This is a genomic window from Streptomyces sp. NPDC014891 (assembly GCF_043081085.1).
Classification (GTDB): Bacteria; Actinomycetota; Actinomycetes; order Streptomycetales; family Streptomycetaceae; genus Streptomyces.
Window position 1 is genome coordinate 333,218 of sequence record NZ_JBIBWF010000001.1, and the last position, 13,273, is coordinate 346,490.

The window sequence follows — 13,273 nt, forward strand, 5'->3', positions numbered from 1 at the left end:
CCGGGGACCCGGCCCGAAGAGGGCCGTTCACCCCGGGGCCACCCCGGGGCCACTCGGGGGACTCCCGCTGTCGGCAGCCGGCGATCTACCATCGGCGAGGGTGCGAGAGCACGCACAACGGGCGTCAGGGGGAGGCGCGATGGCGGCACGACGCGTACGACCGGCACGAGCAGAGGACCGGATACCGGACGAACCGGGCCGGGTTCCGCGGGACCTGCCCGGCGGAGTGGAGCTGTACCACCTGCGGCCGGACGGCGGCATCCTGCTCGCCGACCGGGACGGCAGCCGGGAGCTCGGGCCCGAGCGGGAGTTCCTGCGGTTCATCGACGACGGGCAGTTCGCCCACTACCTGGTCGGGGACGCGGCCACCTCGCCGGAGCGCCCCTCGAACGCCACCGTGAAGCTCGGCGTGGTGGGTCCGCGCAGCGCCTTCACCCCGCACGCGCACGGCGGTGAGCACTTCGTCCTGAGCCTGGGCCACGCCTCCTGCGGGCTGTACGACGAGACCCGCGGGCGGGTCGCCGACGTCCCGCTCGCACCCGGCATGCTGATCCGGATCCCGGAGATGATGCCGCACTCGTTCGCCAACCGCGGCGACTCCCCGCTGACGATCCTCGCGGCGAACACCGGCTACGGCATCGACCACGAGGACTACGCGATCACGGCCGACGAGGCGGAGCGGCGGGCGGCGGCGACCGCCGGCTCCCGCGCCGGCGGCGGGACCGCGCCGGTCATGGACCTCCTCACCGACTACCGGGCCCTCGCGGCCGAACTCCGCGACATCGAGCGCGCCCAGCGGATCCACGGCATCGCCGCCACCACGGTCCGCGAGCGGCTGGCCGCCCGGCTGCGCCGGGTCGCCACCGCCCTGGAGGTGCCCCGGTGATCTGCCCGCACTGCGAGCGCAACCTGCTCCGCAAGGAGCGTCCCGGCAACCGCTGCGGCCACTGCGGACGCGCCTACGCGCTGGACCCCAAGACCAACCCGCTCCGGCTCAACGACCTCCGGGTCCGCCGCGTCGCCACCGCCCTCACCGACGGCGGACGCATCGGGATCGTCCCCGACCAGCTCTGGTACGCCCTCTCCCGCAAGCGCCTCCGGGGCACCGAGTACGGGGAGGGCTGCATGGGCACGGCCTTCCTGGTCGCCGGGTTCGTCACCGTCATCGCCTTCTTCGCCGAGGAGCCGTTCCTCCTGATCGGCTCCGCCGCGCTGCTCCTCGTCGGCCTCGGCGTCGCCGCGGCCCGGGCCCTCGGCGCGGGCCGGGGCCTGCCGCCGGTCTCCCGGGAGTCCTTCCCGAGGCAGGTGCTCTCCCCGTGGCGGTCGGTGTACCGGGCGCTGCCGCCCGGTGTGCTCGACCCCGCGCGTCCCGCCGGGGGCCCGCCGGGCACGGCCGGGACGACCGCGGTGCTGGTCTGCCCCGACCCCGCCGTCATCGCCTTCCTCGTCGCCGACGGACTGCCCGCCCGCCACGGCCTCGCCGTGGTCCGGAGCGTCGCCGAGGCCGTGGCGGCGCCGTCGAACGGGCCGGTCCTCGCGCTCCACGACACCGACGCGGATGGCGAACTCCTCGTCCCCCGCCTCCGCGAGGCCCTGCCGGGCCGGACCGTCCTCGACGCGGGACCCCCGCTGCGGACCGTACGGGCCCTGCCCTCGGCCGTTCCGTACCGGGACCCGCGGCGCAAGCCGCGCCCGGCGGACCTGCGGTTCCTCGCCGAGCAGGGCGGCTACTCCCCCGAGGACCTGAAGTGGCTCGGGCAGGGCTGGCGGTTCCCGCTCGTCGGGCTGCCGCCGGCCCGGCTGCTCGCCGTCGTCGACCGGGTCGCCGAACGGGTGGGGCGCGGGACCGACCCCGAGCGGCGGCGCGCCGCCGAACTCGGCTTCCTCACCTGGCCCGAGGCGGCCGGGCCGGATCCGGTGGGTGGCCGGTGATCTGCCCGCACTGCGCCGAGCGGCTGACCGCCCGGGAACGGACCGGCCAGCGGTGCGCCCGCTGCCGCCGTCTGTTCGCGCTCGATCCGCGGGTCCACGGCCGGGGCATGCACGACCTCCGGATCCGGCGGATCGCCGAACAGGCCACCGACGGCGGCCGGCTGAAGGTGACCGTCACCCAGCTCTGGTACCTCTGCCGGACGTCCTCCGCCGTCATGGCCGCGCAACCCGCACGCGGGATCCGGCCCGGCGTCCGCTGGGCGGTCGCCCTGGGCGTCGCCCTGCCGGCCCTCGGCGTCGGCCTGCTCGTCCAGGGCTGGGCGGCGGCCCTCGGCGTCACGGCCACCGTCATCGCCGTGGTGGTGGCCTCGTCCCTGCGCCACCGGCCGGCGAGCGCGGCCTGGTGGAGCGTCTCCCCCACGGAGTCCGTCTTCCGGCAGCTCATGACCGGCCCCTGGCAGCGCACGTACGGGGAACTGCCGCCGGGCGTGGTCGACGACGGGCCCCGGGCGCCCGAACCCCGCGCGTCCGCCACCGGACGGCCCCGGGCCGTCCTCCTCTGCACCGATCACGCGGTCGCGGTGTTCCTCCGGGCCAACGACCTGCCGGCGCGACTGCGGATACGGCTGGTCGAGTCCCCGCCGAACATCGCGCACGCGTCCCTCGCGGACGTGCCGGCCGGGCTCCCCGTGGTCGTGCTCCACGACGCCAGCGCCCTCGGGGCACTCCTCGCCCCGCTGCTCCGCCTCGCCCGGCCGGGCGGGGTCGTGGTGGACGCGGGTCTCCCCGTCGCCGCGGTCCGGACCCGCGAGGGCGCGGTCCACCGGGTGTCGGGCACGTCCGTGGACGCGGCGGACCTCCGCGCCGTCGCCGGTCTGCCGGAGGCGGACGCCGCGTGGCTGGCGGACGGTCTCTGGAGCCCGCTCGCCGCGGTCCCCCCGCTCCGCCTGGAATCGGCGGTCACCGCGGCCGTGGCACGGGCGCTCACCGCCCGGCCCGCCGCACTCCGCTCCACCGACGGGTTCCTCACCTGGCCGGCCGGGGCGCCGGCCGGGACCGACGCCCCGTCCTCCACGAAGGAAGCCACCTCCGGATGAGCAAGCGCCCCCTTACGACCCCGCGCCCCGCCCGGGGGCCGGTCGCCCGGACCGTGGACGGGCTGACCGGCCGGGCGATCGCCGCGGCCGCGGCCCGCGCCGCGGCGCCCGGCGGGCTGCGCTTCACCGAGCGCCAGCTGTACTACGAGACCTGCCGCGTCCTGAGCCCCGGCGAGGCGCTCCTGCGGCGGCTCCCCGGGACGCCCGCCCCGGTGCTGCGGCTGCCCGTCTTCACCCGTGCCCTGGAGGCGTACGGGCGGGAGAACGTGCCGGGGCTCCTCCCGCCCCCGCCGGTCGCCCGGCTCCGGCCCGCCCCCGCGGCGGGTCCGGCCGGACACCCGGAGGGGCCGGGGGCCGCCGAGCCCGACCTCTACGACTACGGACTGCCCCGGCTGCTGCTCTGCCAGGACCGCTCGATCGCCGGGATGCTGCTCGCCAACCACGTCCATCTGGAGGCGGCCTGCCCGGTGTTCGCCGCGACGGACGCGCTTCCGCTCGATCCCCGGCTGCTCGCCGCCCTGCGGCGGGCCGAGGGCGCCACCGTGTACGTCCTGCACGACGCCTCCGCGGCCGGTGCCGCACTCCCCGCCCGGGTGCGGTCCGGCCTGGGCCCGGCACCCGGCGTGCGGGTGGTGTCCCTCGGTCTGGTGCCGCGTCACGCGGCCGCCCTGCGGCTGCCCGCCGGCCGCGGTCCCGCGCCCGGTCCGGCCGAACTGGCCGCCCTGCCCGCGGCGCTGCGGGCACGGGAGGCCGACTGGCTGGCCGGAGGCCGGTTCGCGGAGCTGGCGGCCGTGCCCCCGGGCCGGCTGGTACGCACGGTGCTCCGTCTGACCCGCGGGCCGCGCCCTCCCCGCGACTCCCTCTGGAGCGGCCTGCGCGGACTGCGTGGAACCGGCTTCATGACCTGGCCCGCCGCGTGACCCGTCCCGGCGCCCCCTCCCACCGACCCGAGGTACGCACACCATGAACCGTCCCGAAGAGATCCGCTACACGGACGAACTGCTCGCCGACGGCACCGTCCACCGCCGCTACGAGAACGGCCCGGAGGAGTGGCGGCGGCGCACCCCCGGTCGTCCGCACGTCGTGGACTGGCACGACGACCGCGGCGGCTCCGGCACCGACGAGCTCCTCGGCGACCGCATCATCAAGCGCAGCCTCGCCGACGGCACCGTCACCTACGCGCGGGACATCGGCTACGGCCGGACGCTGTGGGGGCGCGGCGAGCGGCTCCTGGTCAACCGCAGCTCCTTCGGCGGCCGGATGGGGGTCGTCCTCGCCGGGCTCGGGGTGGCCTCCCTCGCCGTGACCGCCGCCCAGCTCCCGCCGCTGAGCCTCTCCCCCGAGCAGGAGGAGGAGCTGCGGCAGCAGCAGGCACAGGCCCAGCAGTCCGGCGGCGGAGGCGACGGGGGCAGCGGATCCTCCGACGCGGGGTCCGACGGCTCCGGGGACGGGAACGACTGGGACTCCGACTGGGACGGCGACGGGGACGCCTGGAACGACGACGACTTCGGCTGACCGACACCACCGGCCGACCCGGGCCGCGGCGCCCGCACGTCCGCCGCCGGGGACCGAGGACGCCCCGGCGCGGATCACGCCCCCGCATCCGAGGTCCCGCCCGCCGCCCCCGCGCCGTCGGCTCGGGGCCCGTCCCCGCCCCGCCGTCCACCGCACCACCGGTAACAGCCTCCTGAGGAGCAGTTCGTGGCACGTCTGTGCGTCTGCCTCGCCCCCACCACCGGGCGGGCCCGCGCCCATCTCGACGCGATGGGCGGCCCTGGGCCCGGCCGGATCCCGGTCGGGGTCGCCGGCGCCGAGCTCGCGCTGCTCCCCGGTGAACACGGCCGCGCCGAGGGCCCGTTCACCGCTCACGGGCGGACCGCGGTCGGCGAGGTCACCCTGCACAACCGTCCGGTGCTCCTCGCCGCCCTCGCGGAGCGGGCCGCCCCGCCGCCGCCCGACTGCCCGGACGCCGAACTGCTCCTGCACTGCTGGGCGCTGCTCGGCGAGGCGGGGGTGGCGCTGGCCGAGGGCATGTTCGCGCTCGCGGTGCTCGACGGTCCCGACCTGGTCCTGATCCGCGACCACGTCGGTGCCCGCACCCTGTTCTACGCGCGGGCCGACGACACCTGGACGGCCTCCACCTCGCTGCGCGCACTGCGCCGCTGGCCGGCCCTGGGCACCTCGATGAACCTGTCGGCGGTGCGCTCCTTCCTCACCTTCGCCTACCTGCCCGGCGAGGAGACCCTGCTGACCGGCGTACGGGAGGTGCTGCCCGGCAGGGTGCTGCGGCTGCACCGGGACGGGACGTCCACCGAGTCCGTCCACTGGGAGCCCCGGGAGCGGATCGACGGGCCGCCCCCGGAGGACCCGACCGGCCACGTCCTGGAGCTCAGGGCCCTGCTGGAGCGGGCGACGGCGAACCGGCTGCCCGCCGCCGAGCCGGCCGCCGTGCTGCTCTCGGGCGGCGTCGACAGCTCCCTGGTCACGGCCCTGGCGGCGAAGCTCCACAGCCACCCGGTCCACACCTACTCGATCAGCTTCGGCGACGACCTGCCCAACGAGCTGGGCTACTCGGGCCTGGTGGCCGCGCACTGCCGCACCCGGCACCGGGTCCTGGACGTCTCGGGCGCGGCGGTGGCCGCCCGCCTGGCCGAGGCCGCCGCGCTGCTCGACAGCCCCGTCGGCGACCCGCTGACCGTGCCGAACCTGATGCTCGCCGAGGCCGTGGCCGCGGACGGCGCCTCCGTCGTCCTCAACGGCGAGGGCGGGGACCCCGTCTTCGGCGGACCGAAGAACCTGCCCATGCTGGTCCAGGAGATGCACCGGACCCCCGGAGCGCCGTGGGACGAGGACCGGGCGACCGCGTACCTGCGCGCGTACCGCAAGTGCTGGACCGATCTCCCGGAGCTGCTGACGGGTCCGGCGCTCGACGCCCTGCGGGACGCCCCTCCGCTGGAGCGGCACGTGGCGCCCTACCTGACGGCCGGGGGCGGCAGCCCGTACCGGATGGGGCACCTCCTGAACCAGCTGCTCCACTGCAACCTGCGGACCAAGGGCGCCCACCACATCCTCACCAAGGTGGAGCGGCTGACGTCCTCCCAGGGGGTGGAGGGCCGCTCCCCGCTCTTCGACCGCGCGGTCGTCGACCACGCCTTCGCCACCCCGCCGTCCTTCAAGCTCCGCGGCACGGCCGAGAAGTGGATCCTCAAGGAAGCCGTGCGGGACCTGCTCCCGGGCACCGTGGTCGACCGGCCCAAGAGCGGCATGCGGGTCCCGGTGCAGCAGTGGCTGACGGGGCCGCTCCGCGAGCTCGGCGAGGACCTGCTCCTCGGGCCGACGTCCCGGCGGCGCGGGCTGTTCCGGCCGGAGACCGTCCGGGCCTGGCTGCGGGGCGAGGGCGTCGCCCTGCTGCCCCGGCAGGGCGGCAAGTTGTGGCTGGTGCTCACCCTGGAGCTCTGGCTGCGCTCGTACGACATCTGAACCCGCACCACCCGAAGGACGAGAGGCCCCGTATGACCACCGACGCCCGGACGACCCGCGATGCGACCGGCTCCCCCGCCGTGACCGCGCTGACCGACCCCCGCACGGGGGCGCCGAGGGGGACGGCGGTGCTCTCCCGGCTGCCCGAGGTCCGGTCCACCGTGGCCGGCGCGCGGGCCGCCCTGCCCGGCTGGAGCGCCCTGACCCCCAGGGAGCGGGGCCGGCGCCTGGACCGGCTGGCGGGACTCGTCGAGGAGCACGCGGCGGAGTACGCGGTCCGCGAGGGGGCCGGGACGGGCAAGCCGGAGGCGGAGACGGCAGGGGAGATCGAGCAGGTCGCGGACCTCTTCCGGTTCTTCGCGACGGCCGCGCGGACCCGTACCGCGCCGGCCGCGGGCCGGCTGGTGGCCGGCCACGAGAGCTGGGTGCGCTGGGAGCCGGTCGGTGTGGTGGGCGTGGTCGTGCCGTGGAACTACCCGCTGCTGATGGCGGCCTGGCGTTGCGCGCCGGCGCTGGCGGCCGGGAACACGGTGGTGGCGAAGTCCGCCGAGACGACACCGGACGGCCTGGAGCTGCTGGCGGAACACGCCGCGCTCGCGCTGGGCCCCGACGTCCTCGTCCACCTCCCCGGCGACCGGGAGACGGGCAGGCTGCTCGTCGAGTCCGCGGTGGACATGGTGGCGTTCACCGGAAGCGGCCGGGCGGGGGCCGACGTCGCGGTCCGGGCCGGGACCCGGCGGGTGAGCCTGGAGCTGGGCGGGAACGCGCCGGCGATCGTCCTCCCGGACGCGCCCGCCGACACCTGGGAGTCGCTCGCCGACGCCGTCACGTACAACGCCGGGCAGAGCTGCGCGGCCCCCGCGCGGGTCATCACGCTGCCGGAGAACTACGAGGCCGCCGTCGAGGGCCTGACGGCGGCGATGGGCGGGAGGCTGGCGGGCCGGGACTTCGGTCCCCTCAACAACCCCGAGCAGGCGGAGCGGTACGACCGGCTCGTCGCGGCGTCCGGCGCCGAGCGGAACGCGGCCGCGGGCATCGCGCCCGCGCCGGGCGAGGAGGCGGGGATCTGGCGGCCGGCGCGGGTGCTCGCCGACCTCCCGGACGACGACCCGGCGGTCACCGAGGAGGTGTTCGGCCCCCTCCTCACCGTGCAGCGGGCCGAGTCGGTCGCGGCCGCCCTGGCCCTGGCGAACGGCGTCCCGCAGGCACTGGCGGCCAGCGTGTGGACCACCGACCTGACGGCCGGTCTGGAGCTGACCGCCGCCCTGGACGCGGGCGAGACCTGGGTCAACTGCCACCTCGTGCAGACGGCGGAACTGCCCCACGGCGGACGCGGCGCGTCGGGCCACGGCACCGACCTGAGCACGCTGGCCCTCCAGGAGTACCAGCGCCCGAAGACGGTGACGGTCCGGCTGCGGGGATAGGGGCGGCGGCCGCGGGTCAGGGCCGGCGATCGTCCCGTCGTCCCGCTGCCCGTCTTCGCGATGTCCTCCCGTCATCGGGCGCCCGCCCCGGGACGGGGGCGGGGTCCGCCCGCCGTGTCCGGAGAAGGCCGGTGGTTCTGCCGATGCCTCCGGGGCGGGCCGCCCGGACAGTGGCCGGGCCAGATCACGGCGCGGCCGCCGCCCGGATGCTCGGGCGGCGGCCGCCCCACGACACGAGAGGACGACTCCGTCGTGACACGACACCTCGGCGCGGCCACGGCCGCCGCCTGCCTGACCCTGCTGCTCGCCCCCGGCGCCCAGGCCGCCGGCTCCACACCCGCGGGCGCCACCGCCGCCAATCCGTACGAGCGCGGTCCCGCTCCCACCCAGAGCAGCGTCGAAGCCCTGCGAGGCCCGTACGCCGTCGGCGAGACCTCCGTCTCCTCGCTCGCGGTCAGCGGCTTCGGCGGCGGAACCGTCTACTACCCGACGTCCACGAGCGACGGGACCTTCGGCGCCGTGGTGATCTCGCCGGGGTTCACCGCCTACCAGTCCTCCATCGCCTGGCTCGGGCCGCGGCTGGCCTCGCAGGGCTTCGTGGTCTTCACCATCGACACCCTCACCACGGTCGACCAGCCCGACAGCCGCGGACGGCAACTCCTCGCCGCCCTCGACTACCTGACCCAGCGCAGCGCGGTACGGGGCCGCGTCGACGCGGGCCGACTCGGTGTGATGGGGCACTCGATGGGCGGCGGCGGCACGCTCGAAGCGGCCAAGAGCCGGCCCTCGCTCAAGGCGGCGGTCCCGCTCACCGCGTGGAACACGGACAAGACCTGGCCGGAGATCACGACGCCCACGCTGGTCATCGGCGCCGACGGAGACACGATCGCCCCCGTCGCCACCCACTCCGAACCGTTCTACGAGAGCCTGCCCGGCTCCCTCGACAAGGCGTACCTGGAGCTCAACGGCGCCACGCACTTCACCCCGAACTCCTCGAACACGACGATCGCGAAGTACAGCCTGTCCTGGCTGAAGCGCTTCGTCGACGACGACACCCGCTACGAGCAGTTCCTGTGCCCGCTGCCGCGGCCGAGTCTGACGATCGACGAGTACCGGGGCACCTGCCCGCTCGGCTCCTGACGCTCTGTGCACCGTCACAGAGCCCGGTTCCCGGGTCTGGGCCGCTGCCCAGACCCGGGAGCCTTCCGCCGTCCCCCGCTGGTCGGTAGCGTGACCGCCGTGAGCGGAGCGACGCACACCGCCGGCCCGCGGCTGTACGACCGAGCGGCCGAACTCGCCGCCGTGGCCCGCCTGTCGGCCGGCGTCACGGCCGGACGCGGCGGCGTCCTGTTCGTCACGGGCAGTCCCGGAGAGGGGCGCACCGCCCTCCTCTCGCGGGCGGCGCACGACTTTCCCGGTACGGCCCACCGGGTCGCCGCGCCCCACCACCGCGGCCCGTGGAGCGCCGCGCGGGCGCTGTTCGCGGCGCTGGCCCCCACCCCGGCAGCCGGGCGCCGGGCGCTGCGGGTCGCGCGGGGCGAGGGCGGACTCGCCCGCGCCGTCGCCGCCCTCGTCGCCGGGGAGACGGCCGTACTGATCTGTCTGGACGACCTCCACCTGTGGGACGCGCACTCCCGGGCCGCCCTGGCCGCCGCCTGGCAGGAGTCCGGCGGCCGGCCGGACCGGACGGGGTGGCTGGTGTCGGCCGCGCGCCACCACCGGCTCCCCGAGGTGCCCGGCGCGGCGACGGTGCGGCTGGGCAGGCTGACCGCGGCCGGGGCGCGGGCGCTGCTCGACGACCTGTGCCCGCTGGTCGCCGCCGCGGGGCCGGTCGGCGAGCGGCTGCTCGACGAGGCGGCGGGGCATCCCGGTGTCCTGACCGCGACGGTACGCCGGCTGACCCCGCCCCAGCTGACGGGGGCGCTGCCCCTGCCGCGGCCCGCGGTCGACGACTCGGTGCTCGTCGAGGTATACGGGGGTCTCCTGGCGCGGTTGCCCGCCGCGTCCCGCCGGCTGCTCGGCACGGTCGCGGTGGTGGCTCTCGCGGGCCGGACCGGGTCGGGCGGCACGGGGTCGGCGGCCGCCGCCGTCGGCGGGGACGGCGGTTCGGCGGCCACCCGGGCGCGGGGGCGGAACGCCCCGGCCGAGCCCTTGGAGGGACTGGTCGCGGACGGACTCCTGTGCCGGCGCGGGGGCGGGGCGGTCGGCTTCGACGACCCGTTCCTCGGGCGCGCGGCGCTCGCCTCGGCGCGGACGCCCTGGCGGGAGGGGCCCCGCGTCCCCGGCCCGCCCGGGGACCCGGCCTCCCCCGCGCCGCTCGGCCCCGCCGCGGACGGGTCGGACCCGGCGGACCGTACGGCCGTGGGCCAGGCACCTCCGGCGGACCGTACGGCGGTCGGAGCGGCGCTCGCGCGGGGCGCGGGTCATCGTGCCGATCGGCTGGGGCCGCCCGCGGGCGTCCGCGGGCTCTCGCCGCTCGCCCGGGGCCGTGCCCAACTGGTCCGGGGACTCGCCGCCCTGGCCGGCGGCCCGGTGATGCACGCCCACGAGGCACTCCTCCAGGCGGCGGAACTGCTGCGCGGGCGGGCGCCGGTGGAGGCGTCCGACGCCCGGTTCCTGGCGATGGAGGCGGCCTGGGCGGGCGGCGACGTGGCGGCGTGCCTGACCGCCCTCGACGGCGGGGAGGAGGTGCGCGGGCTGGAGCGCGACTTCGCCGAGGGGCTGAGCGCGGCGCTGACCGTACGTCTGGACGAGGCCCGCACGGCCCTGACCCGGGTGGTGGAGGGGGACGGGGGCACGGACGACCCCCGGTTGCTGCTCCGGGCCGGGTCGGCCGCGCTGGTCATCGGCGACACCGCGGCGGCGGCCCGGATCCACGCCCGGGCGCTGGTCCGGGCGCGGGCGGAGCACCGTACCGCCCTGCTGCCGCACGCGCTCGAACAGCTCGCCTACGCCGAACTGCGGGCCGGGCGGTACGGCCGGGCCGCGGGCACGGCGCGGGAGGGGCTGCGGACGGCGGAGTCGACGGGGCAGTACAACGTGGCGGCCCACCAGCACGCCGTCCTGGCGCTGGTGGCGTCCGTGGAGGGCGACGGTCCCGCCGTCGCGGAGCACGCGGGGCGCGCACTGGCGACCGCGGGACCGCACGGCCTCGTGCAGGCCGCGACGCTCGCGGAGTGGGCGCTGGCCCGGGACGAACTGGGTCGGGGGCTGGCGGCACAGGCGGCCGCGCGGCTCGTGCCGCTGGTCCGGCCGGGTCCCCGGGGCGGTCACTTCGCGCTGCGGATGCTGGTGGTCCCGTGCTTCGTGGAGGCCGCGGTCGCGGCCGGCCGGGTCGTGGAGGCGCGGGCGGCGGCCGGGGAGTACGCGGCCTGGGCGGCCCTGGGCGTCGACGGGCCGGCGCGGGCGCAGTCGGCGCGCTGCCGTGCCCTGCTCGCCGAGGGCGAGGCTCCGGCGTACTGGTTCCGCGAGGCGGTGCGCCACCACGACGGCTCCGGGAACGACTTCGAGCGGGCCCGCACCCTGCTCGCGTACGGCGCGTGGCTGAGGCGGCGGAGGCGGCCGGGGGACGCGCGCGGTCCGCTGCGGGACGCCCTGGTGACCTTCGAGCGGGCGGCGGCGGAGGGCTGGGCCGCGCACGCGCGCTCCGAACTCCGTGCGACGGGAGGCGCCTCGGGCGGGGCGGCGGGGCCCGGTGCGCCCCGGGAGCTGACCCCGCAGCAGCAGCGCATCGTCCGTCTGGTCGCGCGGGGCGCCACCAACCAGGAGGTCGCCGACCACCTGTGCCTCAGCCCCCGCACCGTGGACCACCATCTCCGCGGCGTGTTCGCCCGGTTGGGCATCCGTTCCCGGGTGGAGCTCCCCGGAGTGGTGGACGGGTGGGACGCGGCCGCGCGGCCGGCGGCCCGCTGACGCCGTCGGCGGCGCCTCCCTCGGGCGGGTTCCGGCAGGTCGCCGGGGCAGTGCCGCCGTCCCGCACGGATGATGAGGGGATGACACGTACCTTCGAAGAACTCGTCTCGGAGGCCTCCGAGGCGTCCGTCGACGGCTGGGACTTCTCCTGGCTCGACGGACGGGCGACGGAGCAGCGGCCCTCCTGGGGCTATCACCGGCTGCTCGGCGACCGGCTCGCCCGTGCCTCGGCCGCCCTCGACGTCCAGACGGGAGGCGGGGAGGTCCTCGCCGGTGTTCCCGCGCTGCCGCGGGCGATGGTGGCCACCGAGTCGTGGCCGCCCAACCTCGCGCGGGCCACCGCGCTGCTGCACCCGCGGGGAGCCGTGGTCGTCGCCGATCCCGACGAGCCGCCGCTGCCCTTCGCCGACGCCGCGTTCGATCTGGTGACCAGCCGTCACCCGGCCACGGTCTGGTGGGCGGAGATCGCCCGTGTGCTGCGGCCCGGCGGCACCTACCTCGCCCAGCACGTGGGCCCCGCGAGCGTCTGGGAGCTGGTCGAGTACTTCCTGGGTCCGCAGCCCGAGGCGGCCCGGCACCGTCACCCCGACGACGAGGCCGCGGCGGCGCGGGAGGCCGGTCTGGAGATCGTCGGCCTGCGCTCCGAGCGGCTGCGGATGGAGTTCCACGACATCGGGGCGGTCGTGTGGTTCCTGCGCAAGGTCGTCTGGATCGTGCCGGGGTTCACCGTGGAGTCCCGGTTGCCCCGGCTGCGCGAACTCGACGGGCTGATCCGTGCGGAGGGTCCGTTCGTGGCCCACTCCGCGCGGACCCTGGTGGAGGCCCGCAGGCCGGAGGCCCCTCAGCGCTCCAGGTAGGCGGCGCGGGGGACGGTGCCGGTCGTCAGGGGGGTCAGGTGGTCGCGGTAGCGGCGCGACAGGGTCCCGAGGGAGGCGATCCTCTCCAGGGGGACCCAGTCGAGGCCGATCTGGTCGATGTCCTGCTCGGTGCCGCCGACGAGTTCGGCGCTGCCCTCCACGCTGCAGAGGAAGACGATCTCGACCCGGTGGAAGTTCTCCGAGGCGAGGCCGGCCGTGTCCTCCGTCCAGCCTTCCAGGACCCAGAGGAGCGGGCCGACCTCGACGGTCAGTCCGGTCTCCTCCAGGACCTCCCGGCGGAGCGCGTCGGGCAGCACCTCGCCGGTCTCCTGGCCGCCTCCGGGGAGGAAGTGGCACTCCCTGCCGTTCCAGAGGTTCCGGGTGAGGAGGATGGCTCCCTCGTGCAGGACGACGGCCTTCGCGGAGGTGCGGATACGGGTCGGGACGGTCATACGGGTCCTCCTCGGTCCGGGCGGTCCAGCACACCCCGGCAGCATGCCCACCCCGACCGGGGGAAATGCCCGTTCCCGGACCGCGGAGGGGCGGCGGGGGCCGGGCGGATCCGGGCCGC

At 77.1% G+C, this 13,273-nt stretch carries 11 protein-coding genes; 10 read left to right on the plus strand and 1 reads right to left on the minus strand.

Features of this window, described 5'->3' with window-relative positions; all coding sequences use genetic code 11:
- Positions 1-139: 139 nt before the first annotated feature.
- The 10 genes from ACF09E_RS01415 (at position 140) to ACF09E_RS01460 (ending at position 12,702) form a co-directional block, all read left to right on the plus strand.
- Complete coding sequence (locus ACF09E_RS01415) at positions 140-886, plus strand: cupin domain-containing protein (protein WP_392203280.1); 747 nt, start codon at positions 140-142, stop codon at positions 884-886.
- The gene (locus tag ACF09E_RS01420; RefSeq protein WP_392203281.1) at positions 883-1,932 is read left to right on the plus strand and encodes a hypothetical protein; all 1,050 of its coding nucleotides are present in this window, start codon (positions 883-885) and stop codon (positions 1,930-1,932) included. The genes ACF09E_RS01415 and ACF09E_RS01420 overlap by 4 nt, the downstream gene beginning before the upstream one ends.
- Entirely contained in the window at positions 1,929-3,029 is a 1,101-nt protein-coding gene (locus tag ACF09E_RS01425; protein WP_392203282.1) for a hypothetical protein, read from the plus strand. Before ACF09E_RS01420 ends, ACF09E_RS01425 begins: the two co-directional genes overlap by 4 nt.
- Complete coding sequence (locus ACF09E_RS01430) at positions 3,026-3,949, plus strand: hypothetical protein (RefSeq protein ID WP_392203283.1); 924 nt, start codon at positions 3,026-3,028, stop codon at positions 3,947-3,949. Before ACF09E_RS01425 ends, ACF09E_RS01430 begins: the two co-directional genes overlap by 4 nt.
- Positions 3,950-3,992: 43 nt before the next feature.
- Positions 3,993-4,544, plus strand: coding sequence for a hypothetical protein (locus tag ACF09E_RS01435; protein ID WP_392203284.1), 552 nt, complete (start codon positions 3,993-3,995; stop codon positions 4,542-4,544).
- 186 nt (positions 4,545-4,730) lie between these two features.
- Positions 4,731-6,509, plus strand: coding sequence for an asparagine synthetase B family protein (locus ACF09E_RS01440; RefSeq protein ID WP_392203285.1), 1,779 nt, complete (start codon positions 4,731-4,733; stop codon positions 6,507-6,509).
- A 32-nt stretch (positions 6,510-6,541) separates the two neighbouring features.
- Positions 6,542-7,933, plus strand: a complete 1,392-nt coding sequence (locus ACF09E_RS01445; protein ID WP_392203286.1) for an aldehyde dehydrogenase family protein — start codon at positions 6,542-6,544, stop codon at positions 7,931-7,933.
- A 252-nt stretch (positions 7,934-8,185) separates the two neighbouring features.
- The gene (locus ACF09E_RS01450) at positions 8,186-9,073 is read left to right on the plus strand and encodes an alpha/beta hydrolase family protein (protein WP_392203287.1); all 888 of its coding nucleotides are present in this window, start codon (positions 8,186-8,188) and stop codon (positions 9,071-9,073) included.
- Positions 9,074-9,172: 99 nt separating this feature from the next.
- Complete coding sequence (locus ACF09E_RS01455) at positions 9,173-11,845, plus strand: LuxR C-terminal-related transcriptional regulator (RefSeq protein ID WP_392203288.1); 2,673 nt, start codon at positions 9,173-9,175, stop codon at positions 11,843-11,845.
- A gap of 80 nt (positions 11,846-11,925) precedes the next feature.
- Positions 11,926-12,702, plus strand: a complete 777-nt coding sequence (locus ACF09E_RS01460) for a class I SAM-dependent methyltransferase (RefSeq protein WP_392203289.1) — start codon at positions 11,926-11,928, stop codon at positions 12,700-12,702.
- Here ACF09E_RS01460 and ACF09E_RS01465 read toward each other — a convergent pair.
- Positions 12,687-13,154 (minus strand): NUDIX domain-containing protein, encoded by a 468-nt coding sequence (locus tag ACF09E_RS01465; RefSeq protein ID WP_392203290.1) that lies wholly within the window; start codon positions 13,152-13,154, stop codon positions 12,687-12,689. The genes ACF09E_RS01460 and ACF09E_RS01465 overlap by 16 nt on opposite strands.
- Positions 13,155-13,273 lie beyond the last annotated feature (119 nt).